The sequence below is a fragment of the Nonomuraea sp. AD125B genome (assembly GCF_041402765.1).
GTDB lineage: Bacteria > Actinomycetota > Actinomycetes > Streptosporangiales > Streptosporangiaceae > Nonomuraea > Nonomuraea bangladeshensis.
This window is the reverse complement of sequence record NZ_JBGLOU010000012.1, coordinates 123,633-149,532: the sequence shown is the minus strand read 5'-3', so window position 1 is coordinate 149,532 and position 25,900 is coordinate 123,633. Positions and strand designations below refer to the sequence as shown.

Annotated in this window: 27 protein-coding genes and 1 tRNA gene; 14 read left to right on the top strand and 14 right to left on the bottom strand. The window is 71.2% G+C overall.

Annotated features, from left to right (window positions below):
* Positions 1-5 precede the first annotated feature (5 nt).
* From ACBR40_RS29950 to ACBR40_RS29940, 3 genes are all read right to left on the bottom strand, one after another.
* Positions 6-1,382 (bottom strand): PQQ-dependent sugar dehydrogenase, encoded by a 1,377-nt coding sequence (locus ACBR40_RS29950; protein ID WP_371250904.1) that lies wholly within the window; start codon positions 1,380-1,382, stop codon positions 6-8.
* Between the two features lie 119 nt (positions 1,383-1,501).
* A complete protein-coding gene (locus tag ACBR40_RS29945) occupies positions 1,502-1,999 on the bottom strand; it encodes a tetratricopeptide repeat protein (protein WP_371250903.1) in 498 nt (165 codons plus the stop codon).
* Between the two features lie 21 nt (positions 2,000-2,020).
* Positions 2,021-2,482 (bottom strand): iron chaperone, encoded by a 462-nt coding sequence (locus tag ACBR40_RS29940; RefSeq protein ID WP_371250902.1) that lies wholly within the window; start codon positions 2,480-2,482, stop codon positions 2,021-2,023.
* A gap of 122 nt (positions 2,483-2,604) precedes the next feature.
* Between ACBR40_RS29940 and ACBR40_RS29935 the strand changes: the two genes are divergently transcribed.
* Positions 2,605-3,381, top strand: a complete 777-nt coding sequence (locus tag ACBR40_RS29935) for an endonuclease/exonuclease/phosphatase family protein (RefSeq protein WP_371250901.1) — start codon at positions 2,605-2,607, stop codon at positions 3,379-3,381.
* Here ACBR40_RS29935 and ACBR40_RS29930 read toward each other — a convergent pair.
* Complete coding sequence (locus ACBR40_RS29930) at positions 3,368-4,207, bottom strand: phosphotransferase enzyme family protein (RefSeq protein WP_371250900.1); 840 nt, start codon at positions 4,205-4,207, stop codon at positions 3,368-3,370. The genes ACBR40_RS29935 and ACBR40_RS29930 overlap by 14 nt on opposite strands.
* A gap of 122 nt (positions 4,208-4,329) precedes the next feature.
* Here ACBR40_RS29930 and ACBR40_RS29925 point away from each other — a divergent pair, with 122 nt between their 5' ends.
* Complete coding sequence (locus tag ACBR40_RS29925) at positions 4,330-4,731, top strand: hypothetical protein (RefSeq protein ID WP_371250899.1); 402 nt, start codon at positions 4,330-4,332, stop codon at positions 4,729-4,731.
* 18 nt (positions 4,732-4,749) lie between these two features.
* Here ACBR40_RS29925 and ACBR40_RS29920 read toward each other — a convergent pair whose 3' ends face one another.
* Positions 4,750-4,932, bottom strand: a complete 183-nt coding sequence (locus ACBR40_RS29920; RefSeq protein ID WP_371250898.1) for a hypothetical protein — start codon at positions 4,930-4,932, stop codon at positions 4,750-4,752.
* A 62-nt stretch (positions 4,933-4,994) separates the two neighbouring features.
* Here ACBR40_RS29920 and ACBR40_RS29915 point away from each other — a divergent pair, with 62 nt between their 5' ends.
* Complete coding sequence (locus ACBR40_RS29915) at positions 4,995-5,363, top strand: hypothetical protein (RefSeq protein WP_371250897.1); 369 nt, start codon at positions 4,995-4,997, stop codon at positions 5,361-5,363.
* 118 nt (positions 5,364-5,481) lie between these two features.
* Here the strand turns inward: ACBR40_RS29915 and ACBR40_RS29910 are convergent, their stop codons facing one another.
* Together ACBR40_RS29910 and ACBR40_RS29905 are read right to left on the bottom strand one after the other, a co-directional pair.
* A complete protein-coding gene (locus ACBR40_RS29910; RefSeq protein ID WP_371250896.1) occupies positions 5,482-6,678 on the bottom strand; it encodes a hypothetical protein in 1,197 nt (398 codons plus the stop codon).
* A gap of 150 nt (positions 6,679-6,828) precedes the next feature.
* Positions 6,829-7,926 carry a ThiF family adenylyltransferase gene (locus ACBR40_RS29905; RefSeq protein WP_371250895.1) on the bottom strand — a complete coding sequence of 366 codons (1,098 nt, stop codon included), beginning with the start codon at positions 7,924-7,926 and terminating at the stop codon, positions 6,829-6,831.
* A 127-nt stretch (positions 7,927-8,053) separates the two neighbouring features.
* Between ACBR40_RS29905 and ACBR40_RS29900 the strand changes: the two genes are divergently transcribed.
* The 4 genes from ACBR40_RS29900 to ACBR40_RS29885 all read left to right on the top strand — a co-directional run bounded on the left by ACBR40_RS29900 (position 8,054) and on the right by ACBR40_RS29885 (position 14,674).
* Complete coding sequence (locus ACBR40_RS29900; RefSeq protein WP_371250894.1) at positions 8,054-11,215, top strand: BTAD domain-containing putative transcriptional regulator; 3,162 nt, start codon at positions 8,054-8,056, stop codon at positions 11,213-11,215.
* Positions 11,216-11,605: 390 nt separating this feature from the next.
* Positions 11,606-12,067 carry a response regulator gene (locus ACBR40_RS29895; protein ID WP_371250893.1) on the top strand — a complete coding sequence of 154 codons (462 nt, stop codon included), beginning with the start codon at positions 11,606-11,608 and terminating at the stop codon, positions 12,065-12,067.
* A complete protein-coding gene (locus ACBR40_RS29890) occupies positions 12,019-13,419 on the top strand; it encodes a sensor histidine kinase (RefSeq protein WP_371250892.1) in 1,401 nt (466 codons plus the stop codon). The genes ACBR40_RS29895 and ACBR40_RS29890 overlap by 49 nt, the downstream gene beginning before the upstream one ends.
* Positions 13,420-13,573: 154 nt before the next feature.
* On the top strand, positions 13,574-14,674 hold the full coding sequence (locus ACBR40_RS29885; protein WP_371250891.1) for a serine hydrolase domain-containing protein: 1,101 nt from the start codon (positions 13,574-13,576) through the stop codon (positions 14,672-14,674).
* Positions 14,675-14,739: 65 nt separating this feature from the next.
* Here the strand turns inward: ACBR40_RS29885 and ACBR40_RS29880 are convergent.
* Positions 14,740-14,813 (bottom strand) — tRNA-Pro (locus ACBR40_RS29880).
* Between the two features lie 66 nt (positions 14,814-14,879).
* Positions 14,880-15,746, bottom strand: a complete 867-nt coding sequence (locus ACBR40_RS29875; RefSeq protein ID WP_344209097.1) for a metallophosphoesterase — start codon at positions 15,744-15,746, stop codon at positions 14,880-14,882.
* An 89-nt stretch (positions 15,747-15,835) separates the two neighbouring features.
* Between ACBR40_RS29875 and ACBR40_RS29870 the strand changes: the two genes are divergently transcribed.
* Positions 15,836-16,294 (top strand): GatB/YqeY domain-containing protein, encoded by a 459-nt coding sequence (locus ACBR40_RS29870; protein WP_344208441.1) that lies wholly within the window; start codon positions 15,836-15,838, stop codon positions 16,292-16,294.
* A gap of 146 nt (positions 16,295-16,440) precedes the next feature.
* On the opposite strand, the gene ACBR40_RS29865 is transcribed toward ACBR40_RS29870, so the two are convergent.
* A complete protein-coding gene (locus ACBR40_RS29865) occupies positions 16,441-18,714 on the bottom strand; it encodes a transglycosylase domain-containing protein (RefSeq protein WP_344208439.1) in 2,274 nt (757 codons plus the stop codon).
* Between the two features lie 244 nt (positions 18,715-18,958).
* Between ACBR40_RS29865 and ACBR40_RS29860 the strand changes: the two genes are divergently transcribed.
* Entirely contained in the window at positions 18,959-19,255 is a 297-nt protein-coding gene (locus ACBR40_RS29860) for a WhiB family transcriptional regulator (RefSeq protein ID WP_020542548.1), read from the top strand.
* Between the two features lie 95 nt (positions 19,256-19,350).
* Here ACBR40_RS29860 and ACBR40_RS29855 read toward each other — a convergent pair whose 3' ends face one another.
* Both ACBR40_RS29855 and ACBR40_RS29850 read right to left on the bottom strand, forming a co-directional pair.
* Positions 19,351-20,478, bottom strand: a complete 1,128-nt coding sequence (locus tag ACBR40_RS29855) for an ArsA family ATPase (protein ID WP_344208437.1) — start codon at positions 20,476-20,478, stop codon at positions 19,351-19,353.
* Positions 20,475-21,476 (bottom strand): ArsA-related P-loop ATPase, encoded by a 1,002-nt coding sequence (locus ACBR40_RS29850; RefSeq protein WP_371250890.1) that lies wholly within the window; start codon positions 21,474-21,476, stop codon positions 20,475-20,477. Before ACBR40_RS29850 ends, ACBR40_RS29855 begins: the two co-directional genes overlap by 4 nt.
* A gap of 77 nt (positions 21,477-21,553) precedes the next feature.
* Between ACBR40_RS29850 and ACBR40_RS29845 the strand changes: the two genes are divergently transcribed.
* The 4 genes from ACBR40_RS29845 to ACBR40_RS29830 are packed head-to-tail and all read left to right on the top strand — an operon-like array spanning position 21,554 to position 23,818.
* Complete coding sequence (locus ACBR40_RS29845; RefSeq protein ID WP_185069889.1) at positions 21,554-21,709, top strand: DUF4177 domain-containing protein; 156 nt, start codon at positions 21,554-21,556, stop codon at positions 21,707-21,709.
* Positions 21,710-22,168, top strand: a complete 459-nt coding sequence (locus ACBR40_RS29840; protein ID WP_344208429.1) for a RidA family protein — start codon at positions 21,710-21,712, stop codon at positions 22,166-22,168.
* A gap of 55 nt (positions 22,169-22,223) precedes the next feature.
* A complete protein-coding gene (locus tag ACBR40_RS29835; protein ID WP_344209095.1) occupies positions 22,224-23,027 on the top strand; it encodes an NUDIX hydrolase in 804 nt (267 codons plus the stop codon).
* Positions 23,024-23,818: an MBL fold metallo-hydrolase gene (locus ACBR40_RS29830; RefSeq protein ID WP_344208427.1), complete on the top strand. Its 795-nt coding sequence runs from the start codon at positions 23,024-23,026 to the stop codon at positions 23,816-23,818. The genes ACBR40_RS29835 and ACBR40_RS29830 overlap by 4 nt, the downstream gene beginning before the upstream one ends.
* Here ACBR40_RS29830 and ACBR40_RS29825 read toward each other — a convergent pair.
* Positions 23,800-24,480 (bottom strand): Crp/Fnr family transcriptional regulator, encoded by a 681-nt coding sequence (locus ACBR40_RS29825; RefSeq protein WP_329587137.1) that lies wholly within the window; start codon positions 24,478-24,480, stop codon positions 23,800-23,802. The genes ACBR40_RS29830 and ACBR40_RS29825 overlap by 19 nt on opposite strands.
* Positions 24,481-24,608: 128 nt before the next feature.
* Positions 24,609-25,055: a hypothetical protein gene (locus ACBR40_RS29820; protein ID WP_364456770.1), complete on the bottom strand. Its 447-nt coding sequence runs from the start codon at positions 25,053-25,055 to the stop codon at positions 24,609-24,611.
* 88 nt (positions 25,056-25,143) lie between these two features.
* Between ACBR40_RS29820 and nth the strand changes: the two genes are divergently transcribed.
* Positions 25,144-25,866: an endonuclease III gene (gene nth, locus ACBR40_RS29815; protein ID WP_344208423.1), complete on the top strand. Its 723-nt coding sequence runs from the start codon at positions 25,144-25,146 to the stop codon at positions 25,864-25,866.
* Positions 25,867-25,900 lie beyond the last annotated feature (34 nt).

The window sequence follows — 25,900 nt, the reverse complement described above, 5'->3', positions numbered from 1 at the left end:
AGCCGTCAGGCGCAGCGGTAGCCGGACGGGAACTGCGCGCCGCCGGACCGGATCGCCTGGAACCCGAACGTCGTGCTCTGCCCCGGGGCCAGCGTGCCGTTGTGCGCGGCGTTCCGCGCCGTCACGGTCTGGCCGTTCACCGTCAGGACGGCGTTCCACGAGCTGGTGATGGTGTGGCCGGCCGGCAGCGTGAACGTGACCGACCAGCCGTTGAGCGTGGCGGTGCTCGTGTTGGTGACCGTGACGGGCTGGATCACGTACCCGTTGCTCCACTGGGTCTGGGTGGTGGCGGTCACGGTGCAGGTCTCCGGCTGGCCGACGCCGGTCGGCGGGACCCGGATGATGCGGTCGTCGGCGGCGACCGGAGTGCCACGGCCGTCCCGGTTGCTGGTCGAGAGCCACAGCCAGCCGTCCGGGCCCACGGCGGCGGCCCGCAGCCGCCCGTACGCGCCCTGCAACTCGGCTGTCGGCGTGCCCGCCGTGCCGTTCGGGGTGAGCGGCACGGCCCACACCCGCTGCCCGCGCAGCGCCGCCGCGAAGAGCGTGCCGTTCGCATGCGCCAGGCCGCTCGGCGACGCCTCCGCCGTCGCCCAGGTGACGATCGGGTTGCGGAAGGAGGAGCCGGAGCAGACGCCCTCGCAGGTCGGCCAGCCGTAGTTGCCGCCCGCCACGATCTGGTTGATCTCGTCCCAGGTGTTCTGGCCGAACTCGGCGGCGTACATGCGGCCCTGCGCGTCCCACGCGAGGCCCTGCACGTTGCGGTGGCCGTAGCTGTAGACGAGCGAGCCGGGGAACGGGTTGCCCGCCGGCACGCCGCCGTCGGGCGTCAGGCGCAGGATCTTGCCCGCCAGGCTGTTGAGGTTCTGCGCGTTCGCGGTGGTGTTGGCGTCGCCGGTGGAGACGTACAGCATGCCGTCCGGCCCGAACGCCAGCCGCCCGCCGTCATGGATCGTCGCGCTCGGCACTCCGGACAGCAGCACCGGCTGCGTCTGGGGCGCGGTGAGCCGCAGCCTGACCAGCCGGTTGTCCCCGGCCGTGCTGGTGAAGTAGGCGTACACCCAGCCGTCCTGCGCGTACGTCGGCGAGACGGCGATCCCCAGCAGGCCGCTCTCGCCCGACGCGCTCACCCCGCTGATCGTGGCGACCGCCGTGGCCGGCTGCCCGGGGCGTACCTGCATGATCCGCCCGGTGCCCCGCTCCGACACGAGCGCGCTGCCGTCCGGCAGGAACGCGATCGCCCACGGCACCTGCAGCCCCGTGGCCGCGACCTCCGCCCGGTTGAAGTCGAACCCGCCTGCCGCCTGCGCCCGCGCCTCGGGCGGGGTGACCAGGAACGCGAGCATGGCCAGGACCAGAGCCGGGATGACGCGACCGCGCCGCATGACGGACTCCTTGACCGGATGGGGGCAAACCGCCGTCAATACCGTAGGCAGCCCTCATGCCCCGCATCAACGCGCCGGCCCGGGAAAACCCGCCCACCTGCGCGGCCTCGCTGAAACTTTCACTCAAGGAGCCGCAGGGCCGCCCGGCTGCGCGCGATCAGCTCGGGATCGCCCTCCCTCTCCCGCAGCGCCAGCGCCTCCTCCAGGGTGCTCCGTGCCTCCCGCACGCGTCCCAGCTCGGCGAGCGTCTTCCCGAGATGCTGCAGTGCGAAGCCCGTCAGCTCGGGCGCCTCCCGCCGCGCGACGGCGAGCGCCTCCCGGCACAGGCTCTCCGCGGTCGCCGCGTCGCCCGAATAGCGATGGGCGTCCGCCAGGTTGATGGACGCGGCGATCCTCCTGCCGCCGCTGTCCGCCAGGTCGAGCGCCCGGTGGAGGTGCCGGATCGCCTCGCCGTGCTCGCCGAGGACCAGCAGCCCGATCCCGAACGCCCGCAGCGTCGCGTAGTCGGCGGGGGCCTGCGTCCGTACCGACTCGACGACGGCCGCCAGCCGCTCACGGTCGCGCGGGACCATCCGCTGCCGCTCGTCATAGGCGACCAGCCGATCGATCTCGCGCAACAGCTCAGCGGACAAAGCGGGTCACTCCCCCTCGGACACGGCCTTCTTCATGAGGGCGGCGATCCGCGCCTCCTCGTCGGGGCCCAGGTCGGTGAGGGCGTAGGCGGACGGCCACATGGTGCCCTCGTCGATGTTCGCGACGTCGTTGAAGCCCAGCGTCGCGTAGCGGGTCTTGAACTTCGTGGCGGGCTGGAAGAAGCAGAGGACCTTGCCGTTCTTGGCGTAGGCCGGCATGCCGTACCAGAGCTTCGGCGCGAGCTCGGGCGCGCTGGCCTTGATGATGGCGTGGATGCGCTCGGCCATCTCCCGGTCAGGCCCCTCCATCTCGGCGATCTTCGCGAGTACGTCCGGCTCCAGGTCGACTTGCTTGGAGCCACGCCGCGCCGTCTTCTTCAGCTCCTGGGCGTGCTCCTTCATCGCGGCACGCTCCTCCTCAGAGAAGCCCTCGAAGGTGGTGGCTTTGGTGTTCTTCGCGGCGCTCATACCGGTTCCTCCTGTGGTGCGGCTTGTTGGGCGTTTCCCATGTTAGGGAGGCGCCTGGGCGTCAGGCTTCTTGAAAACTGACCTGAAGCGCACCCGCGTCACATGTGCTGAAATTTGCCACGATGATCGGACATATCCTCATCGCCGCCCTGCTGTCGGCGCCGACCACCCCCGCGCCGACCCTGCACGTGATGACCTGGAACGTCTGCGCCGGCACGAACAGCGCCTGCCCCCTCTACCGCCGCTCGACCGCCGACCTGGCCTGGCACGTCGCCGTCCTGGCCACCGAGACCGACGCGATCTTCCTCCAGGAGTTCTGCACCGGGGCTGACGCCGACCTCGAACGCGAGCTGGAAGCCCGCACCGGCCGGGCGTGGACCGTCAAGTCGGCCCCGCTCACCCACCCGGACGGCTCCCCGTACCAGTGCCACCCCGACCGAACCGGCAAGCCACGCGGAACCCAGAGCGCCACCCTGGCCGTGGCCGGCAACGACACCCGCTTCGAGATACACCCGCTCACCTCACCCCCGTGGGGCCCGCGCCGCTTCGCGGTCTGCACGGCCGACCGCACGTTCTGCACCACCCATCTCTCCTCCGGCATGGCGAACGACGACCGCCAGAAGGGCGCCCCCTACCGGCACGCCCAGCTCCGCGAGCTGCTGAAGCTAGGCGCGGACGTCGTCGGCGGCGACCTCAACCTGATGCCACGCGCCGCCGCCACCGCCTACCAGGGCCGCGACGAATGCGACCCCCGCAACCGCTGGACGTACGCGACGCGCAAACGCAAGATCGACTACCTGTTCGCCGCCGACGGCCGCGTCCGCCGCTGCTTCCCCGACCACGCCCGCAGCACGTGGTCCGACCACGTCCCCCTGCACGCCTGGATCAGCCGGCGGTGAACCCGAGCGCCCGAATCCGGTCGATCCACTCCGCGCCCAGCCGCCGCCCGTCCGGAAGCTGATCGCCTGGCTCCCACCGCCAGGTCGCGATGATCGCGAGCACAAGGGTCCGGCACTCACGCAGCAGGTCCGGACTGACCCCCGCATAATGATGGCCGACGTCTTCGGGCGCATGAGCGAGATCGAACTCGACCGGCCCACGGCAACACGTCTCCAGATCGATGAACAGCAACCCGTTCTCGGTGCTGAGCACGTTGCCCGGGTGCGGCTCGCCGTGCAGCAACTGCTCGCCGCCGCCGCCCCGCTCGCCGATCACTCGCCTCAGACTCCGCAACGTGTCCCCGAGCAGCTCCCGATCCGCGTCGGCGAGCTCCGGCGTGAGATCACGGCTCGCCACGAGCCGCTGAGCCTGCTCGACTCGATCCATGAAGTGCGGTACCGGGACATCGACCTCACGCATGCCCGCGTGCAGCCGTTCGAGCGCCTTGGCGTACTCGGCCGGCGAGACCTCCCGAGACGACGCGGGCGCGTAGTAGGTCCACAGCGTGACCACGAACCCGTCCCGCTCATGAACGCGCGGCTCCACACGGGGGTCGAGAGCAGCCACAGGACAACCGGACTCCGCCAGCCTCTGAGCAAGCTCCACCTCGAACCACGCGACCTGCTGCGCCACGGGCGCCACCCGGGCCACGGCGTCACACGGCAGCAGCCGCAGGGTGAGCTTGTTCGAGTCATGAAGAACGACCGCGTCGTCGGCCGCCAGCCCGAGCGACGAGGCGATCGCCATGGCCGCCGCCACCGCGCGGCGGACCTCTGAAGCCTGCATCCTCGCTGTGCCATCCTCTCCAAACGGTGCGACCCAGGCACGGTACCAAGCCGGAGACCGTCGTGGTTTATGTCGTTTTGTCCGATAAGTCCGGGTATGGGGGAAGTGGAGGTGAGACAGGGATGGCTGAACGCAAGGATCCAGCAGGTGACGGGGGAGCGCGCCGCGGGCCGGACAGCTCAAAGAGCCTGAAGTACGCCCAGGAGATCCACTCGCCGGAGGAGGAGCCGGAACGTGCCGGCCGCAGCCTGGTGACCACGAGCCATGAGGTGATCCGGCAGTGGGCCGAGGAGCGGGAGGCGCAACCGGCCACCGTCGAAGGCACCGAGCACGGCGACCACCTGGGCGTGCTGCGCCTCGACTTCCCGGGATACGGCGGCGACAAGCTCCGGCACGTGAGCTGGGAGGAGTGGTTCGCCACGTTCGACGAGCGTGGCCTGAACTTCATCTACCAGGAGCGCAGGAGCGACGGCAGCCCGAGCAACTTCTTCCGGCTGGAGAACCCTCAGCGCGAGGACGCCTGAGCGCCCGCGCTCGACGCGCTATGGGAAGCGAACCTCGTCGTCGGAGGCCGACGGGGTGGCGCGGAGATACGGCCGGTCGGCCGAGCGATAGAGCACGGCGATCAGGACGACGAGGGCGGCGAACCACCCGGCGAGCAGCACGGGTGGCAGCTCGCGGTAGCCGTGTTTGGCCAGCAGACCGGCCCCGCCCAGCCCGGCCACCGCCAGCGATCTCGGCGGGATCGTCCTCCGTGTCCTCGGGAGGGAGCAGGAGCAGGCCCGTAATGGACATCGAGATATCCGTGATGGTGAATGGGGCGATCGTCTGGCTCTCAAGCTCGATCCAGGCGCTGGTCGACAGCACGCCATTGCCGTCGACGTCGGCATGGAGAAAGAAATCACTGATTCCCCAACGGATGTGCGGCGTTATCGACCCCGACCACCACAAGCCAGCCGCGACGCACATCAGCACGACACAAATGGACACCGCGGACGGCAATTGCCTACGCGGGGCAACGCCGAATTGCAGGTTCGCCACCCTGACGGGCCTGGAAGTCACCTCGACCAGTGCCCGCCAGGTCATCGACCATTTCGCCGGCCTGCGCCGGTGGCGACTGGCGGCCGTCGTCCTCGCGGCTCCCGTGCGGGTCTGACCGCGGACCGCGTTCTATCTCGTGCTGGGCTGGTGGGCGGTCCCGGTATTCCGGCGGCAGGGTTACAGCAACACGATCGGACCAGCTCTATGGCCCATGCCCACGAACACGCAAGCCGTCAGAGGAGCCGGCCCGAGCGGCGCAGCCGGCGCTCGCGCAGTGCGAGAGCGGGCGGCACGCAGAGCTGCACGCCGATGTAGACGGCCACGGCGAGCGCTTCCCAGAAGCCGGCCGAGGTGACCGATTCGCTCGTGAGCTGCTCCAGCCCCCATTGCCCCAGGGAGACGACCAGCGGCAGCACGACGGTGGCGAACATCCAGCCCATGACGGCGACCCCGGCGACGTACGGAACCACGAACCAGCGCGCCACGCTCCGGTCGCGCTCCGACATCTGCGCCAGCTCGTTCGCCTCGGGCGGGCTGAGCCGGAAGAGCCGGGACTTGGCCGTCAGCCAGGTCGCCCGGTAGAGGTTGTGGCAGCGCAACGCATTCGCCAGCAGCGCGTACGCGTCGCTGCGCAGCGGCAGCGCGGCCCACTGCCAGACCAGGTTGACGACCAGGAGGAGCGACACGGCGGCGAGGAAGTCGCCGGCGACGCCGCCCACGCCGAGCAGCCGCGCGCCCAGCGACGCCGCCAGCAGCACGACGTCGACGGCCATCCCGGCGAGGTACACGCCGTGGCGGCGATGGCGCGGCACCGTCACGATCTGGGTGAGGTCGGTCTCGTAGACCAGGTACAGGCCGCGATGGCTCACCCGGAACACGGCCGGCACGTCGATCGCGCGGCCGGCCAGCCAGTGCCAGGCCTCGTGCACGGCGCCGCACGCCATGGCGAGCAGCAGCCAGATGAACGCCGAGAGCCCGGGGCTGGGCAGGAACCAGGCATCCTGCCAGGACGGGCGCAGCTCGGGCCGCAACAGCAGAAGCCCGGCGGAGAGCACCGCGGCGGCCCCGTAGAAGGACCAGGCGACGGGCCCGAACAGCCGTCGTGCGGTCCGCGGGCTCACTCCCTCGATCCACTTGACCCGGCCGCGCGGGTCGGGCTGCTCCCCAGGCGGGTCGAGGAGCCCGGCGGCGGTGAGCCCGTCGAGGAAGTCCGCTCCGTCCACCGGCTCCCCGGCGACGTCGCCGGCCCGAGCCGTGGCCTCGTCGAGAGAGCCGGTGTCCTGGAGCGTGGTGACGAAGATAGCGCCCGGCTCCGGCACCGCGACGAAGACGCCCAGCTCGGGGCGGCCGAGGATCCACGCCTCGCCGTCGTGGGCGACGGTCAGACGGGCCGCTCGGGCACGCAGTTCCTCATCCGTAGAAGTGGCCATTGTCTGTCTCCAACCGATGACGGCACCGACATGGGAGGGCCGCGCTCCGGCGTCGCCGGAGCGCGGCTCCTCTCCCGGATCAGGAGTCCGGGTGGATCAGCTGGGTCAGCCGGGTGTTCTCGATGCGCTTGATCTCGAGCTTCACAAGGATCACCTCCCTCCGCAGACGGCACAGTCGGGGTCGCGTGGCCACTCGGTCTGGCTCGTCGCGCAGCCGCGCGCGAAGTCGACGGTGAGCGGCCGGCCGGCGTACGCCGGCGGCTCGAAACCGGTCAGGTAGCGGAGCACCTCGAACGCGCCGAACGCGCCGAGCAGCCCGGCCACGGGACCGATGCCGCGATTGGGCCGCGGCAGGCGGGCGAACAGCCGGTTCGCCGCGATCGCACCCGCGATGTCCGGGTCGTCGGGGTCGGGGAAGTCGGCCGGGTTCGCCGGGTCGGCGGGGACGCAGGCGCGGCAGGCGCTGACCCCCGGGTGCACCGACCACACCGTCCCCGTGGTGACGGCCATGCCGCCGCGGACGAAGGGCACGCCGGCGCGTACGCACGCCTCGTTGACCCAGAGGTCGATCCGGTTCGGACGGTCGACACCCGAGGCCACGACGTCCGGACCGAGGCGGCGGATCAGCTCAGCGAGCTGCTCGGGCCCCTCAAGGTCGGCGTCGATCGCCTCGACCTGGATTCCCGGGTCGAACTCCCTGATCCACTGCGCGGCCCGTTCGGCCTTGCGGGCGCCGATGTCGGCCCAGCGGTACAGGTACTGGCGGGCGAAGTTGCGCGGCTCGACGACGTCCCGGTCGAGCACGGTCATCATGCCCACGCCGAGCCCCGCCAGATGCGGGATCGTGTTGGAGTTGAGCCCGCCGGTGCCGAGCACGAGCACGTGCGCCTGCCGCAGCCGTTCCTGCAGATCCTCGCGGCTGCGCTCCAGCGTGCCGAACGACTCGAAGAAGGCGAGGTTGCTGAAGTACCGCTCGGCGGCGCCCGGCTCCAGCCTGCCGAGACGATCGCCGTCCTCCAGCAGCCGCTGGGCGTCGAACGCCTCGACGGCGGCCCGTACGTCGGCCTCGTCGAGCCCGAGCTCGCCGGCGAGCTCGGGGACGGTCCTGCCGCCCTCGCCGAGCAGCTGGAGCAGCTTCTCCACCAGCCCGTCGGGGTCGGCGATCATCAACTGATCGCGTGGGTCGTTCACCAGCCGCAGCTCGTCGCCGACCCGTTCCCAGGCCGTGTTCTTGAGTTGTGGCCTCATCGCCGCGTCCGCCAATCTCTCGGAGGGATCGGCCCACACAGTGGCAGCCGTCGGCATGATTCCCGCATGGATCGCGCATGGGCGGAGTTCAGGACGGGCGGAAAACGCATCGGCTAACGTCTGACGGGTGCCCTCCGCCGACATCCGATTCCTCCTTCTCGGCACTGCGGAAAGCGTGGTCGCCGGCCGGGCCGTCCACCTGACGGGCAGGCAGCGCACGCTGCTCGCGGCGCTGCTGCTCGACCTCGGTCGTGTCGTGTCCGTCGAGCGGCTGGCCGACCACCTCTGGGGAGAGGACCTTCCGCCCAGCGCTCCCGCCAGGGTGCGCGGGCTGGTCACAGAGCTGCGCCGGGCGCTCGGCGCGGACACCGTCGTCACGCGCAGCCCGGGATACCTCATCCCCGCCGAAGCCGCCGAGGTGGACACCGAGGAGTTCACCGCGCTGGTGGAGCGGGCGCGCGGGGAGAGCGGCGAGGTCGCCGTCGCCCGCTACGAGCGCGCTCTGGCGCTCTGGCGCGGCGAGCCCTTCCAGGAGCTGAGCGGCCCCGCCGCCCAGGCGGAGCGCTACCGGCTGGAGGAACTGCGGTACGAGGCGATCGAAGGCAGGGCCGCGACGCTGCTGGAGCTGGGTCGTGCCCATGAGGCCGCCACCTCACTGATGCGGCTCGCCGCCGAGCAACCGCTGCGCGAACGCCCGCACGGCCTGCTCATGCGCGCGCTGCACGAGACCGGGAGGGCCCCGGAGAGCCTGGAGGTGTACCGGGCGTTACGAACGCGGCTCGTCAGGGAACTCGGGGTGGAGCCGAGCGCGGAGCTCCAGCGGCTGCACCAGCGGCTGCTACAGAACGATCGCCCGGAGCCGGCGCCGGCCCTCGTCCCGCGTCAGCTGCCGCCCGGCACCGGCCACTTCGTCGGCCGGTCGGCGGAGCTGTCGCGCATCGCCGAGGGCCGGGCCCTGGTCGTGACAGGCCCCGCCGGCGTCGGGAAGACCGCGCTGGCCGTCCACTGGGCCCGTCAGGAGAGCGCACGTTTCCCCGACGGGCAGCTGTTCCTCGACATGCGCGGCTTCGACCAGCGGGAGCCGATGCGGGCGGCCGAGGCGCTGCCCCTGCTGCTGCAAGGGCTCGGTCAAGCCGTGACGGACATCCCGGTCGAACTGGACGCCCAGGTCGCGCTGTACCGATCGTTGCTGGCCGACCGGCGCCTGCTCGTGGTCCTCGACGACGTCGCCGAACCGGATCAGGTCCGCGCGCTGCTGCCCGGCGGTCCCGGCTGCCTCGCCCTCATCACCAGCCGGGACCGCCTGCCCGGCCTGGTCGCGCTGGACGGGGTCGAACGCCTCACCCTGGACGTGCTGACCCACGAGGAGGCGCTGCGACTCGTCGCCCAGCGGGTCGGCGAGGATCGCCTGCGCCGCGAGCCTGAGGCGGCCGCGCGGCTCGTGACGCTCTGCGGCCGGCTGCCGCTTGCCCTGTCCATCGCCGTGTCCTGGATCGGCGAACACGAGCACCGGACGATCGGCCACTACGTACGCGAGCTCGCCGATCACGGACAGCTGGCGCGGCTACGGGTCGAGGGCGACGAGAGCGCCACCGTACGGGCGGCACTCGACCTGTCCTACCAGGCGCTGCCGCAGGCGGCCCGGCGGGTCTTCCGGCTGCTCGGCCTGGCGCCGGGGGCCGGCATCTCGACCGCGGCCGCGGCGGCCCTGGCGGGCACGAGCGGCGAGCGCGTGCAGCAGTCGCTCGACACGGCGGCGCGGATCCATCTGGTCAAGGAGACCGCCCTGAGCCGCTATGCCGCCCATGACCTGGTGCTGGAGTACGCCACGCAGCGCGCCCTCGCGGAGGACTCCCCCGAGGAACGCCGGGCCGCCGTCGAGCGGCTGTGCGCCTACTATCTGCGCACGGCCGAAGCCGCCGCCTCGGCCGCCGGGTTCCGGGTCGCGATCCCGCCGCACAACCAGGCCCTTCCCGACGTGACCCCCACGGCCTTCCGCGACGCGGCCGAGGCCCTCGACTGGCTCGGCCGCGAATGGGACAACCTCCCCGCCGTGATCTCCCACGCCGCCACGGAGGGGCCGCGCCCGTACGCCTGGCTCCTCGTGGCGGCGCTGGCGGACGTCATGCAGCACCTGCGGACGCGAGGGGAGGGACTGCGGCTCGCGGAGATCTCGCTGGCCGCCGCCGAGCGGGAGGGGGACCTGGGCGGGCAGGCCGCCATGAGCCAGGTGATCGGTCTGTTCCGCTGGCGCCTGGCCGACTTCAAAGGCGCGATGAGCCACTACCAACGCGCGCTCATGCTCTCCCGCCAGGCGAGGTGGCCGCATGGTGAGGCGCTGGCGCTGCAGGGCTGCGGCGTGGTGCTCAAGCAACTCGGCGAGCCAGGCCAGGCCATCCCGCACTACCGCCGGGCGGTGAGGATCCACCGCGCGCTGGGTGACGGGCGGGGCGAGGCTCGCGGCCTGAACAACCTGGCCTCGGCGCATCTCATGCTCGCCCAGCTTCGGCAGGCCGAGCGGAGCCTGCTCGCCGGCCTCCCTCTCACCAGAAGGACGGGTGACCGGCATGTGCTGGCGCTGACCCTGGTCAACCTGGCGCTCGTGCACCAGAAGCAGGCCCGCTTCGCGGAAGCGTTGGAGTCGCTGCGCGAAGCCCTGGCGGTGGCCGAGGCGGCGGGCCTGCGCTACGCCGAGGCGGTCACGCACGAGACGTTCGGCTGGACGTACCGCGAGGCCGGCCACTTCCGGGAGGCCGTCGCGTCCTTCACCCGGAGCCTGGAGATCGCCGAGGACGTCGACAACCGGCGCTGCCAGATCGCCTCGCTGACCGGCCTCGCCGGCGCCGAGCTGGAGCTGGGCCGGACCGTCGAAGCCTTCGCCCGCCTTGACGCCGCGCTGGAGCTGGCCCGGCACACCGGCACCGACCTGGATGAGGTGCTGCTGGGCTACGCCGAGGCGCGCCACCGCCAGGGGCGGTACGCCGAAGCGCTCGCGGAGGCGGACCGGGCACTGGAGCTGGCGCTGACGACCAACCCGCTGAACCTGCCGCGGCTGCACACCCTGCTCGGCACCCTCCACCTCGCCACGGGCGATGACCGGCGCTGCGTCGAGGCATGCGAGCGGGCGCTGGAGCTCGCCGGCCGATCCGGGCAGCGGCTGGAGTACGCCCGCGCACAGCTGACGCTCGGCCACGCTCTCGCACGGCAGGGCGACGAGCGGGCGGAGCGGCACCGACGCGAAGCCGAGGAGCTCCTGGCCGTCATCGGCGCGCCGGCGCCCCGCCTGTGAACCGACGACCGATCTGAAGGCCGGGCGGCCCGTTCTCGACTTCCGCCGCGCCACGCCGTCGGACTCGCGGCTCGCCGAGTCAGCACGCAGCAGGAAAGGCGATGGCGTGCAGAAGGCAGCGTTCGTCATGCCGATCCGGCGCATCACCGCCTGAGAACGTTGGTCGGTCGCCGTTGTGACGGCGAGGATCTCAGGAAGCTCAAGAGCATTCAAGCCGTAGGCCAGGACCGCCAGCGCGGCCTCGGTGGCGTAGCCCTGGCCCCAGGCCGAGCCGCCAGCCGATCTCGACCCCTGCGAACGGCATGGCTGCAGGGTTACGATCAAGCCGTGCCCGCTGCCGGGTACCTCGGTGGGGGCTGGAGGGGCGGCCTGACGCAGGGGGAGACGTCGATGGGGGAGTATCGCATTCTCGCGGTTGACGACGATCCCGCGATCCTGCGCTCGCTGCGGCGGGGGCTTCGGCTGGAAGGTTTCGAGGTCCGGACGGCCGGGTCCGGGCCGGCGGCGCTGGAGATCGCGGAGAGCGAGTCGCCGGACGCGATCGTGCTGGATGTGTCGATGCCCGGCATGTCGGGCATCGAGGTGTGCGCGCGGTTACGGCAGCGGCGGGCCGAGGTGCCCGTGCTCATGCTGTCCGCGCTGGACGAGGTCGCCGACCGCGTGGCCGGCCTGGCGGCGGGCGCCGACGACTACGTGGTCAAGCCCTATGACCTCAGGGAACTGGTGCTGCGATTACGGGCCCTGCTGCGGCGTACGGCCCGCGTGGCGGCCGGCGACGAGACGGTCCGCGTAGGCCGGCGATCGTGCCGCTGCTGGTGCTGCTCGCGGGGGTGCTGGTGCTGGGCCTGGTGAGCGCCGATCTGCGTGCCGAACGCGACCGGAGACTGGAGGCGCGGCTCAGCGCGCTGACCCCGATGGCCACGACGTACGCCTTGACCTATCGGCTCAAACCGTGGACGCGCCCGGACTTTCTCGCCCAGCGACTGACCGGCGCCGCGCTGGGCGCCGACGATCCGGGTGGAGTGGTGGTGGACGTGTCCGGCGCCGAGGCACTCGTCATCGGGGACACGCCGCGCGGCCGGCCCGCCCCCACGGCCGACGGCCCCGGCGGCTACACGGAGGGGGAGCGCCGGTGGCGGTACGTCGCCGCAGATCTCGGCCCTGCCGGGAACCTCGCCCGCGTCTACGTCTTCGAACCGGAACAGCTCCTTGAGCGGCAGATCGCGCTGCTCCGGCGCCGTCTGGCCGCCGTGACGCTGATCGCGGCGCCGGCCGGGGTCGGAGCCGGGCTCGTGCTCGGGCGGTTCGCGGTGCATCCCCTGGTGGTGCTGCGGCGGCAGGCCCGCGAGCTCGGCCGGTCGGCGCCGGGAACGGTGCGGCTGGACACCGCCTCCCGGGTCACCGAGATCGACGAACTGGCCGCCCTGCTCAACGAGTCGCTGGCCCGGCGCGAGGAGGCCGTCAGCCGTACCGGGGAGGCGCTGGAGATCGCCCGCGCCTTCGCCGCGACCGTGGCGCACGAGCTGCGCACCCCGCTGACCAGCATGGGAACCAACCTCGGCCTGCTGCGTCATCCCGGCCTGGAGCCGGACGACCAGGCCGAGGTCATCGCCGACCTGGAGGGGGAGCACCTGCGCCTGCAACGGCTGATCACCCTGCTGCGCGGGCTCGCCCGTGGCGAGCTCGTGGACACCGAGACGTTCACCGACCTCGATCTGGCCGACATCGTGGCGGACGCGGTCGGCGACGCGCGCCGGCGCCATCCGCGAGCGACGATCATCCTGGCGGACTCCGGCCCGGCACGGGTGCGGGGCTGGGAGGAAGGACTGCGCGTGATCGTGGACAACCTGCTCGACAACGCGGCCATCCACGGGGCGGACCAAGCGGGCCACGTCGAGATCACGCTGACGGTCGACGCCTCGATCGTGGTGCTGTCCGTACGGGATCACGGGAGAGGGATCGCACCCGCCGAACGGGAGAAGATCTTCGACCGGTTCCACCGCGGGCCGACCAGCCCGGGCTCCGGACTCGGGCTCACGCTGGTACGCCAGCAGGCGAGGCTGCACGGGGGCGAGGTCGAGGCCGCGGATCCCGAGGAAGGACCCGGCACCCGCTTCGTGGTACGCCTGCCGGCGGCGGGCGGCGAGCAAGAGCCTGGGGGGAGGGCGCATCTCGGCGCCTGGCTGGCGGTGTCCCGGAGTTGAACGGAGCCGCCCGGCGCCGTTCCCAGAAATATGCCAAGAAGACCCGGCACTCTTCCGTGGCGACACGCGGGCATGCGGCCCGCGACCGTTCACAGGAGGGAACGTGTCCCACCCCAGCACCGTCCGCCGCCGGCCGAGACGCACAGGGAGGTTGGTGGTCGCCGCCTTGGCGGCGGTCACCGCCGTGCTCCCCGTGAGCGCCCTTGAACCGGCCTCAGCCGCCCCGGCCAGCGCGGAGACGGCGTCCGCGCTGATCGGCACCGACCTGGTGCACCCGTCCGGCAACCCGGTCGTGTTGCGCAGCGCGCCGAGAAAGCTCGCGGTGACCTACACCCACAAGGGAGAGGAACGTACGCTCGACGACTTCCTCAAGGCAACCAGGACCAACGGCTTCGTCGTCCTGGACGGCCAGGACATCGTCCTCGAAGGCTACGTGGGCGCCAACCGTGACATGCGCTTCCAGTCCTGGTCGATGGCGAAGTCCTTCACCTCGGCGGCGATCGGCATAGCCCTGAGCGAGGGGCACATCCGCTCGATCGACGACCCGGTGACCCGGTATCTGCCCGAGTTGAAGGGCTCCGGTTTCGACGGCGTGAGCATCAGGAACCTGCTGCGCATGTCCTCGGGCATCGAGTGGGAGGAGACCAAGGGAGCGCCGCAACTGCAGGCCCTCGCGCAGCGCGGGCGGCCGCTGAAGACTTTCGCGGCGCGGCAGAAGCGCGGCTGGAAGCCGGGCAGCCGGTTCGAGTACACCAGCGTCAACTCCTTCGTGCTCGCCCGGCTCGTCGGCCAGACGACGGGCATGCCGTACCACCGGTACGTGCAGGAGAAGATCTGGAAGCCGGCGGGGATGGAGTCGTCCGTCCTGATCGGCAACGACTCCTCCGGCGACAGTCTCGGCTACTGCTGCTTCCACGCCACCGACCGCGACTTCGCCCGCTTCGGCCTGCTCTACCTGCGGGGCGGCAAGGCGCACGGCAAGCAGGTCGTGCCCGCTTCCTGGGTGCGGCGCTCGACCCAGCCGTCCGCCTCCTTCAACGAACGGTACGGCCTGCACTGGTGGCTGGGCGGCGGCGGAGAGAAGGACTACATGGCGGCCGGGTTCGGCGGCCAGCACATCTACGTCTCGCCGAAGCACGGTGTGGTCATCGTCAAGTCGGTCATCTCGACACCCGGCGGCCAGGTCGACCTGGACGAGGCGTTCACCGCCTTCCGCGCCGTGGCCGCGGAGGTGGCGCGCACTCGTACCGACTGATCGAAGGACAGACGAAAGAGGCCGCTTCCGATCTTCGGAAGCGGCCTTCTGTCTGCGGCAATGTGTCGGGGTGGCGGGATTTGAACCCACGACCTCTTCGTCCCGAACGAAGCGCGCTGCCAAGCTGCGCTACACCCCGGTGCACGCGCCGATCGGTGCGTACCTGGAAAAGTCTAGCGGACTCCCAAGGTGGTTGTGACCGCCTTTAGGCGCGGCGCGGGACGAGGGTGAGGAGGGACGCCTCCGGGAAGCAGGCGAAGCGGGCCGGGGCGTACGGCGAGGTGCCGAGGCCGGCCGAGACGTGCAGCCAGGCGCCGTCGTGGCGGCTCAGGCCCTTCACCCTGGCCCGGTCGATGCCGCAGTTGGTGACCAGGGCGCCGTAGAAGGGGACGCAGAGCTGGCCGCCGTGCGTGTGGCCGGCCAGCAGGAGCTGGTAGCCGTCGGCGGCGAAGAGGCTCATGTTGCGCGGCTCGGGGGAGTGCATGACGCCGAGGCGGAGGTCGGCGTCGGCGGGGGCCGGGCCGGCGACCAGGTCGTAGCGGTCGCGGGAGATGTGGGAGTCGTGGATGCCGGCCACGGCCACGTCGAGGTCGCCGACCTTGATGCGGGCCGTGGTGTTGTTCATGTCGAGCCAGCCCTCGGCGGCCATCCCGGCGCCCAGCTCCTCCCAGGGGAGGCTGGGGACGTGCTGGCGGCGCTCGTTCTTGGAGGTGCGCCAGAGGTAGCGGGCCGGGTTCTTCGGCTTGGGGGCGTAGAGGTCGTTGGAGCCGTAGACGAACAGGCCGGGACGGGAGAGCAGGGGCTCCAGGGCGTGCAGGAGCGAGGGGACGGCGTCCGGGTGCGCGATGGAGTCGCCGGTGTTGACGACGAGGTCGGGCTTGAGCTCGCCGAGCGAGCGGACCCACGTGATGAGCATCGAGCGGCGTGGCGTCAGATGCAGGTCGGACAGGTGGAGGATGCGCACCGGGCGCTGGCCGCGCTCCAGGACGGGCACGTCGAAGCGGCGCAACCGGAACCAGTTGCGCTCGACCACGGACGCGTAACCCAGCCCGGCCAGGCCGAGACCGAACATGGACAGGGGCACTGCGACGGCTTTCCTCACCCACTCATGATGCCTGACATCGGGCACGAGGTGTCCGCGCAGACGGCAAGATGGACCGCATGAGCGCATTGAAGGACAAGCTGAAGGCCGACCTCACGGCCTCGATGAAGAGCCGCGACGAGCTACGTCTGCGTACGATCCGGATGGCTTTGGCGGCGATCAACGTCGAGGAGGTCTCCGGCAAGGAGGCCAGGGAGCTTTCCGACGACGAGGTCATCAAGGTCCTCACGAAGGAGGCGAAGAAGCGCAAGGAGGCGGCCGAGGCGTTCGGCAACGCCGGGCGCGCCGAGCAGGCGCAGGCGGAGCTGGACGAGCAGGCGGTGCTGGAGGAGTACCTTCCCGCGCAGCTGTCCGACGAGGAGCTGGTGGTGCTCGTGGACGCGGCGATCGCGGAGACGGGCGCGTCCGGGCCGCAGGCCATGGGGCAGGTCATGAAGGCCGTGAACCCGAAGGTCGCGGGCAGGGCCGAGGGCGGGCGGGTGGCCGCCACCGTACGCGCCCGCCTCGCCGCCCAATAGCGCGATAGCCCAATAGCTCGATAGCCCCAGGGGATCGGAGAGGCTTCGGCGGTGGGCCGGAGCGGCTTCGGGCCCAGGAGAGGCGTTGCGGCGGCCACAGGGCCTCCTGGCGATGACAGGAGGCCCAGGCTCGGGAACCCGAGGGGTCAGTTGCCGCCGAAGCCCGGCTGGATGATCGGCCCGGCGTCGCCGCCCCGGTTTCGCCCGTTGTCGTCGCGGCCGCGCCCGCCGCCCCACCCGCGGTCGTCGTTGCCCGGCGGGTTGAAGATGTCGAACGGGTTGCCGCGGTCGCCCGGCTTCCTGTCGTCCTTCTCCTTCTTGGGCTTGGGCGCGCAGTGGTCGGTGCACCCGCCGAAGCGCGAGCGGTCCACCGGCGTGAAGTCGACCGGTTCGACCCCCTTCAGCGCCCCGATCATGGAGTCCTTCCAGATGCGCCCGGAGATCGACGCGCCGTACACGTACGAGTAGTAGCGCCCGCCGATGGTGATGCCGATGAGCTCGTGGTTCGCGGCGCCGCGCGGGTCGCCGAGCGAGACTGCGGAGGCCAGGTTGGGGGTGTAGCCGGCGAACCAGGCGGACATGTAGTTGTCCGTCGTGCCGGTCTTGCCGGCCGCGTCGCGTCCGATGCCGCCGACCTCGGTCATCGTGCCCTTGGTGAACACCCCGGACAGGATGCCGCTGACCGCGTCGGCGACCTTCTCCTCCAGCACCTGGGAGCACTTCGGTTTGTACTGCTTGACCTTGCCGTTGCGGTCGGTGATCTCGGTGATCGCGAGCGGCTTGCAGTACTTGCCGCGCGAGCCGAACACCGCGTACGAGCTGGCGATCGTCACCGGGTCGACCTCGTTGACCCCCAGCGTGAACGTCTCCACCTCCGACAGCTTGTTGCCGTCGGCCCGCTTGACGCCGAGCTTCTTGGCCATCTTGACCGTGTCGCAGAGCCCGACCTTCTGCTCCAGCCGCAGGAAGAAGGTGTTGACCGAGCCCCAGGTGCCGCTCTCCAGCGTCTTGAAGCCGCCGCCGCCCTCGCTGGAGTTCGTGACGGTGTGGGAGGGGTCGCCGACGTTCTCGCCCTTGCAGTTCTTGAACGTGCTGTAGGCGTCGGCCTTGTAGCCGGCGGGGGCGGGGAAGCCGTCGCCGTACTTCAGCCCCTCCTCCAGGGCCGCGGCCAGCGTGTAGACCTTGGCCGTCGAGCCCTGCTGGAACCCGCGGCCGCCGCCGTGCGCGGCGTCGGCCACGATGTTGTAGCTCATCTCGTTCTTCTTCTTGCTCCCGCCGAACTTCCGCGAGGCGGCCATCGCCTTGATCTCGCCGGTGCCGGGAACGACCATGGCCTGCGAGGCCACGGGCTTGTCCTTGGTGGACACGTACTTCTTGATCGCCTTCTCGGAGGCGGCCTGCATCTTGGGGTCGATCGTGGTCTTGATCGTCAGGCCGCCCCGCTGGAGCAGCTTCCTGCGCTCGTCGGGGTTCTTGCCGAACTCGTCGTTGTTGAGGATCTCGTACTGCACGTAGAGGCAGAAGTACGGGTATTTGCTCTCTTCGCAGCCGCCCGGGAACTCGATGTCCTTGTAGCCGAGCTTCTTCTCCTTGGCCGCGGCGGCGTCCTGCGCCGAGATCTTGCCGATCTCGACCATCCGGTCGAGCACGGTGTTGCGCCGCTGCAGCAGCCGCTCGCGGGCCTCGGGGCCGACGTTGGGGTCGGTGCGCGCCGGGTTCTGGACGGCGCCGGCCAGCGTGGCGGCCTCGGCGAGGCTGAGCTTGGACGCGGGCTTGTCGAAGAAACGCCTGGCGGCGGCCTGGATGCCGTGGGCTCCGGCGCCGAAGTAGGCGATGTTGAGGTATTTCTCCAGGATCTGGTCCTTGGAGTATTTCTTCTCGATCGCCATCGCGTAGCGCAGCTCGGACAGCTTGCGGGAGACCGTGGGGGCGATGGCCGCCGCCTGCTCCTCCGGGGTCTCGGCCGCGTTGACCAGCACCTGCTTGACGTACTGCTGGGTGATCGAGGAGCCGCCCTGCGTCACGCCGCCGTTGGTGAGGTTCTTCACCAGCGCTCTGGCGGTTCCCTCCACATCGATCGGCCCGTGCTGGTAGAAACGGAAGTCCTCGATCGCGATCAGCGCCTCACGCATGATCGGCGCCACCTGGTCGAGGGTCACCGACTGGCGGTTCTCGTAGTAGAAGAGCGCGATCTGCTTGCCGTTGGCGTCCAGGATCTTCGTGCGTTCGGGAAGAGGCGGCTCGTCCAGCTCTTCCGGCTTGAGGTTGAGCCCCTCAAGCGCGCTCTTGGTCGACATCCCGGCTCCGCCGACCGCGGGCAGGGCGACGGCGGCCGCGAGCACCCCGGCCGCGGTCGCGGCGGTGATCAGTCGCACCAGGGTCAGGACGGGATTGGGCCGATCTTTGCGCTGCGCTTGCACGGTACCAAGGGTACGTCCAAAGGCTGACCGAATCGGTAGCCGCGCCACATTTCACCTTGACTGGGCCAGGTGACTAGTCATTCCCGGTCAACAGGGCCGCGAGAATTTGGTCCTCTGGGGGTCTGTCGGCCCGAACGTCTCGTTGCGTACGTTCTCTCTGCGGCAACTGAATAACGGAGGCTCGGCGCCCGCGCCCGTCGGCCCCAAATGACGACTGACCACCTAAGGGGAGTGGGGTCGAAAAATGTGGATCACGGATTGGACCTCCCGTGCCGCCTGTAAAGGTGCGGATCCGGATGCCCTGTTCGTGCAGGGCGCCGCGCAGAACAGGGCGAAGCTCATCTGCCGGGGTTGCCCGGTCCGTACCGAATGCCTCGCCGATGCGCTGGACAACCGCATCGAGTTCGGGGTGTGGGGCGGTATGACCGAACGCGAACGACGTGCGCTGCTGCGGCGGCGTCCAGACGTCGACTCGTGGCGAGAGCTGCTCGAGTCGGCGAAAGAAGAGTACGAGCGAACCAACGAGCTGATCGCGGGCTGATCCGGCCCGGCGAGCCGAGAGCGTTGACGTACGGCCGGCGCCGTCCGCCGGCCGTACTCCCATGAGAGTCCCGGGAGATTCCCCGGGAAGAGCGGCTACGCGCTCGCCAGCAGCTCCCCGATCTGCCGCAGACCGGTCAGATCGTGGACGTCCTCCGACATGGCGCGAACCTTCGCCATCGGCACCGTGGGATGTGCCGTGACGAAGTGCTCCCGTTCGCGGTTCTCGCGAGCGGCGAGCTGCATCCGACCGGCGTGCAGCCGCAGCACGGCGGCGGTCAGCTCGTGCTCGCCCCTGGACTCCAGGTCCTCGGCCGCGGCGGCGCTCCGCGTCGCTGAGAGCGCGGCGGCGGGGGACGTGTGCACCCGGTTGACCACCAGGCCGGCCAGGGGCATGCGTTCCTCGGCCAGCCGCTCGACGAAGTAGGAAGCCTCACGCATGGCGTCGCGCTCCGGCGCGGCGACCACGAGGAACGCCGTCCCTGGCGCCTGGAGCAGCTGGTACGTCATCTCGGCCCGCTGCCTGAACCCGCCGAAGACGGCGTCGAGCGCGGAGACGAACGTCTGCAGGTCCTTGATGACCTGAGCGCCGAGCAGCTTGGTCAGCGCCCCGGCCATCAGCCCGAACCCGGCGTTGAGCAGCTTGAACGCGCTGCGGCCCCCGGCCTTGGCCGGCGCCGTCAACAGCCGGATGAACCGGCCGTCCAAGAACCTCCCGAGCCGTTCTGGCGCGTCCAGGAAGTCCAGCGCCGAGCGCGACGGCGGCGTGTCGACCACGATGAGGTCCCACTCGTCGGAGCGGCGGAGCTGGCCCAGCTTCTCCATCGCCATGTACTCCTGGGTGCCGGCGAAGCTGGAGGACAGCGACTGGTAGAAGGGGTTCGACAGGATCTGCCTGGCCCGTTCGGGGTCGGCGTGCGCCTCGATGATCTCGTCGAACGTGCGCTTCATGTCGAGCATCATCGCGAACAGCTGCCCGCCGTCCTCCGACTCGTGGATGAGGCGCGGGGTGTTGTCGAGCTCGGTGAGCCCCATCGACTGCGCCAGGCGCCGCGCGGGGTCGACAGTCAGCACGACCGCGCACCGGCCGCGCTCGGCGGCCCGCAGCCCGAGGGCCGCGGCGGTCGTGGTCTTGCCCACGCCGCCCGCGCCGCAGCAGACGATGATCCGGGTGCCGGGGTCGTCGAGGATGGCGTCGATGTCGAGCCTGGCGGGCTTCTTCACGCTGCTCCCTGGGTGCGGATGGTCTCGGCCAGCTCGTACAGGCCGGCCAGGTCGACGCCGTCGGTGAGGAGCGGCAGCTCGAAGCGCGGCAGCCCGGCCTCGGCCAGCGACTCGCGCTCGGCGCGCTCCAGCTCGGTGCGGTGGGCGTGCTCGACGACCTCCTCGGCGAGGGCCTCGGCGAGCGCCGTGGCCTCCGCGCCGTCGGCCACGCCGGCCGCCTTCAGCCCGAGCACGAGCTCGGCGGCGTCGAAGCGGCCCGTGGCGGCCTGGTCGAGCGCCGCCTGCGGGAGCTGGGACTCGCGCACCATGTTGACGAAGATCCCGCCCGGCGGCAGGCCCGCGGAGCGCAGCTCGGCGACGCCGTCCAGGGTCTCCTGGACCGGCATCTCCTCCAGCAGGGTCACGAAGTGCACGGCGGTCTCCGGGCTCTTCACGACGCTGCTGACCAGCTCGGAGTGGTTCTTGATCGGCCCCACCCTGGCGAGCCCGGCGACCTCCTGCGTGACGTTGAGGAAGCGGGTGATGCGGCCGGTGGGCGGCGCGTCCAGCACGACCGCGTCGTAGACGCGGCGGCCGTTGCGGTTGCGCCTGCGTACGGCCTCCGTGGTCTTGCCGGTGACCAGCACGTCGCGGAAGCCGGGGGCGATGGTGGTGGCGAAGTCGACGATGCCCATCTTGCTCAGGGCGCGGCCGGCCCGCCGCATGCCGTAGAACATCTCCAGGTATTCGAGCATGGCGTCTTCGGGGTCGATCGCCAGCGCGTACACGTCCCCGCCGGAGGGCGCGACCGCGATGCGGCGCTCCTCGTAGGGCAACGGCGGCAGATCGAAGATCTGCGCGATGCCCTGCCTGGCCTCCACCTCGACGAGCAGCACCTTCTTGCCGCCCGAGGCCAGGGCGAGCGCGAGGGCGGCGGCGACGGTCGTCTTGCCCGTGCCGCCCTTGCCGGTGACGACGTGCAGGTGCACGTCCGCCCAATCCGTGCGCGGAGAATCCACGCTTCGAGGCTACCGAACGGTCACTTGCCGAACGCCGGTGACCACCCTTTGAGATTGCTCACACTACTCTGGCCCTCATGAAGAAATGGGAGTACCTCACAGCCCCCTTGCTCATCCACAACACCAAGATGATCCTGGACAACTTCGGCTCCGACGGCTGGGAGCTGGTCCAGATCGTGCAGGGCGCCACGCCGGAGCAGCTCGTCGCCTACTTCAAGAGGGAGAAGCAGTAGATGACGCCGGAGGAGAAGCTGACGGAGCTGGGGCTGACGCTGCCCGAGGTGGTCAAGCCGGTGGCGGCGTACGTGCCCGCGGTGCGTACGGGCAACCTCGTCTACACCTCGGGCCAGGTGCCGATCGTCGACGGCAAGCCGGCGGGCACCGGCAAGCTGGGCGCCGAGGTCAGCCTGGAGCAGGGCTACGAGATGGCCCGCATCTGCGCGCTCAACGCCCTCGCCGCGCTGAAGGCCGAGGTGGGCGACCTCACGAAGATCGTACGGATCGTCAAGGTCGTCGTGTTCGTGGCGAGCGAGCCGTCGTTCACCGACCAGCCCAAGGTCGGCAACGGCGCCAGCGACCTGCTGGGTGAGGTGCTGGGCGAGGCGGGCAAGCACGCGCGCAGCGCGGTGGGCGTGGCCGCGCTCCCGCTGAACGTGCCGGTCGAGGTGGAGCTGATCGCCGAGGTCGCCTGAGCGGAGATATGTCACCATGACCGAGTGATGTTCTAGAGGAGGTCATGTGACCGGATTGCCGCTTCCAGCCGAGCTCGCCACGCGGGCCAGGGACCTCATCGCCGGGAGGATCGAGCCGGTGACCCCGCGGGACGCCGCCACGGTGGTGATCCTGCGGGACGGCCCCGGCGGGCCGCAGACCTACCTGCTCCGGCGCAAGGCCACCATGGCCTTCGCGGCCGGCGCGTACGTCTTCCCCGGCGGGTCGGTGGACGCCCGCGACACCGACCAGGCCGTGGCGTGGGCCGGGCCGTCGCCTGCCGAGTGGGGCGCGGCCTTCCGCGCGGGCGAGCAGCTGGCCAGGGGCCTGGTGTGCGCGGCCGTGCGCGAGACGTTCGAGGAGTCGGGGGTGCTCCTGGCCGGCCCCGACGCCGGCTCGGTGGTGGCCGACACCACCGGCGACGACTGGGAGGCCGACCGGCTGGCGCTGATCGACCGCAGCCTCGCCTTCGCCGACTTCCTCGCGCGGAGGGGGCTGGTGCTCCGCTCCGACCTGCTCAAGCCGTGGGCCCACTGGATCACGCCGGAGATCGAGCAGCGCCGCTTCGACACCCGCTTCTTCGTGGCCGTGCTGCCCGAGGGCCAGCGCACCCGCGACGTGGGCGGCGAGGCCGACCAGGTGGTCTGGACACGGCCCGCGCAGGCCGTCGAGCGGGCGCGCCAGGGGGAGATCTTCCTCATGCCGCCCACCCACCGCACGCTGAGCGAGCTGTCGGCGTACGGGAGCGTGGCCGAGGTGCTGGCCGTCCCCCGCGACATCGTGACCATCCTGCCGAGGGCCGTGGAGGTCGAGGGCGAGATGCGGCTGGTGAACACGTGAGCGGCCTGCACATCCCGCTCGGCGGCGGGCCCGACGGCACCCGTACCGACCACGCCGTCAACGTCCTCGCCCCCAACCCCGGGATCATGACGCTCGACGGCACCAACACGTGGCTCATCGGCGACGGCGAGGAGACGATCGTCGTCGACCCGGGCCCGGACGACGCCGATCACCTCGAACGGGTGCGCGCCCACCTCGACGGCCGCCGGGTCACCGAGATCCTGCTGACCCACGGCCACTTCGACCACAGCGGGGGAGCCCGCTCCTTCGCCGCGCTGGTGAACGCCCCCGTCCGCGCCCTCGACCCGCGGCACCGGCTCGGCGGCGAGGGGCTGGCCGACGGCGACGTGGTCACGGTCGGCGGGCTGGAGGTGCACGTCCACGGCACGCCCGGCCACTCGTTCGACTCGCTGTGCTTCTGGCTGCCACAGGACCGCGCGATGCTGACCGGCGACACCGTGCTCGGCCGCGGCACCACGATCATCGCGGGCGACGGCGGCCTCGCCGACTACCTGCGCAGCCTCGACCGGCTGAGGGAGGCGGCCGAGCGCCTGGAGGCGAAGGTGCTGCTGCCGGGGCACGGCCCGGTGCTGACCGACCCCATCGCGGCGCTCGACGGCTATCTCGCGCACCGGCGCGAGCGGCTGGACCAGATCAGGGCGGCGCAGGCGCAGGGGGCGCGCACCCCGCGCGAGATCGTCCGCGTCGTCTACGCCGACGTGGACCGTTCGCTCTGGCCCGCCGCCGAGATGTCGGTGCGGGCCCAGCTCGACTATCTGGAGCGGTTGTAGAGCCGGTCGGTGTCGAGGATCACCACGGCCTTGGCCTCGATGCGCAGCCAGCCGCGCTGGGCGAAGTCGGCCAGCGCCTTGTTGACCGTCTCGCGGGAGGCGCCGACGAGCTGGGCCAGCTCCTCCTGGGTGAGGTCGTGGTGGACCCGCAGGCCGTCGTCGGTCTTGGTGCCGAAGCGCTCGGCGAGGTCGAGCAGCTGCTTGGCCACCCGGCCCGGCACGTCGGTGAAGACCAGGTCGGCCAGCACGTCGTTGGTGCGGCGCAGGCGCTGCGCGAGCGCGCGCAGCAGGTGCAGAGCCACCTCGGGACGGCCGGTGAGCCAGGGACGCAGGTCGTCGTGGCCGAGGCCCGCCAGCCGCACCTCGGTCAGCGCCGTCGCCGTGGCCGTGCGCGGCCGCGGGTCGAACAGCGACAGCTCGCCGAACATCTCGCTCGGCCCCAGCACGCTCAGCAGGTTCTCCCGGCCGTCCGGGGACGTGCGGGAGAGCTTGATCTTGCCTTCGAGCACGACGTAGAGGCGGTCGCCCGTCTCGTTCTCGTGGAAGAGCGTCTGCCCCTTGGAGAGCTGGACCTCGGTGATGCTCGTCCGCAGCGCCGCGGCGCTCTCGCGGTCGAGCGCGGCGAACAGGGGGGCCTTGCCCAGCACATCGTCGGTGTTCACTCTGCCTCCTCTGCTGCCATTGTGACTCACCCCACTCAAGGCGGCACACACAGGTTATGGGAATGCCGGAGTGTTCTGGCTCGTCCGGGTACGTCGAGTCCAGGGGGAAAGTTACCGGAAGCTCCGGTTCAGCAGGCCAGCAGGTCGTCCACGGAGGCCATGGCGCTCGCCACCGACCGGCCGAGGAGAACGCGCAGGACGTCGGCGGCGCGCGGGCGGGCCACCCAGTCGGGACGGCGGCACTGGGCGACCGCGAGGCGCAGCGCCGGTGGGAGGGCGTACGGGTCGCCGTCGCGGACGCCGGTCGCCGCGAAGACCATCAGGTCGGCCCAGGCCCGTACGTCGTCGGCCACCGCCCCCTCGTACGCCGCCGCCGACGGCGTCCAGCCGATGAACACCTGACCGTGCGCCCCGAGCGCCACGCTGTCCTCGCTCAGCCGCAGCCCCGCGACGCCGCGCGCGTGCAGCCGCGCCATCGTCGCGGCGCAGGCCAGCGCCAGCCGGTCCAGCGCCGGCCCGCGCAGCGGCCCCGAGCTCCGGACGAACTCCGCCACCGTCGCGCCCTGACCGCCCATCGCCGTCCACCCCTCCCGCGTCGCCAGGTTGTACGACGCCCCGGCGTCCGGGGTTCAAGCACCGGCGGAACCTTCTACCCTTGCGGTCATGGCGACGAAAGCGGCGGGGCGCAAGCCGGAGACCCAGCTCGCACTCGTACGGCGGGCGCGCAGGATGAACCGCGTTCTGGCGGAGACCTACCCGGACGCCCACTGCGAGCTCGACTTCCGCAACCCCCTGGAGCTGCTGGTCGCGACCATCCTGTCCGCGCAGTGCACGGACAAGCGGGTCAACATGGTGACCCCCGTCCTCTTCGCGAAATATCCGACGGTCGAGGACTACGCCGCCGCCGACCGGTCGGAGATGGAGGACATCATCCGCTCGACCGGCTTCTTCCGGGCCAAGACCAACAGCATCATCGGCATGGCCCAGGCCGTGTGCGAGCGCTACGGCGGCGAGGTGCCCGGCCGGCTGAAGGACCTGGTGACCCTGCCCGGCGTCGGCCGCAAGACCGCCAACGTGGTGCTCGGCAACGCCTTCGACGTCCCCGGGCTCACCGTGGACACCCACTTCCAGCGCCTGGTGCGGCGGTTCGGCTGGACCGAGGAGACCGACCCCGTCAAGATCGAGCACGTGGTGGGCGAGCTGCTGCCGCGCCGCGAGTGGACGATCTTCTCGCACCGGGTCATCTGGCACGGCCGGCGCATCTGCCACGCCCGCCGCCCGGCCTGCGGCGTCTGCCCGCTCGCCGCGCTCTGCCCGTCGTTCGGCACGGGGCCGACGTCCGAGGCCGAGGCGCGCAAGCTCGTCAGGTCCGGCCCCTTCTCCTGACGGCAGGCGGGGAAGCAGCAGGAGCCCCGGCGTG